Genomic DNA, 369 nt, shown 5'->3' with positions numbered 1-369 from the left:
GGCTAATGTTTTAGAAAAGGAATCGCTTATTGCAGCAAAGAAAGAAGTTAATGAGGCATTTGGTGGATGTGATATATTAATAAACGGAGCAGGTGGTAATCATCCTTTAGGAACCACAAGCAATCCGTTTCTTTTAGCGGAGGATTTATTAAATAAAGAAGACGGTTTCAAAACTTTTTTTGATTTAGACCCTAAGGGCATTGAGTTTGTGTTCAACCTTAATTTTATAGGCACTCTATTGCCAACGCAAGTTTTTGCGCAAGATATGGTTGGTCAAACAGGGTGTAGTATTTTAAACGTGTCTTCTATGAATGCGTTTACACCACTAACCAAAATACCAGCCTATAGTGGAGCCAAAGCGGCGGTATC

Annotated in this window: 1 protein-coding gene; it reads left to right on the top strand. The window is 38.2% G+C overall.

Annotation, left to right across the window (positions count from 1 at the left end; translation table 11 throughout):
- The coding region (locus FGF67_RS16945) for an SDR family NAD(P)-dependent oxidoreductase (protein WP_139698924.1) at window positions 1-369 on the top strand (369 nt) is incomplete at both ends.

The organism is Allotamlana fucoidanivorans, assembly GCF_006265225.1.
GTDB classification, from domain to species: Bacteria; Bacteroidota; Bacteroidia; order Flavobacteriales; family Flavobacteriaceae; genus Allotamlana; species Allotamlana fucoidanivorans.
The sequence above is the reverse complement of the archived record's forward strand: the minus strand, read 5'-3'. Positions and strand labels throughout refer to the sequence as shown.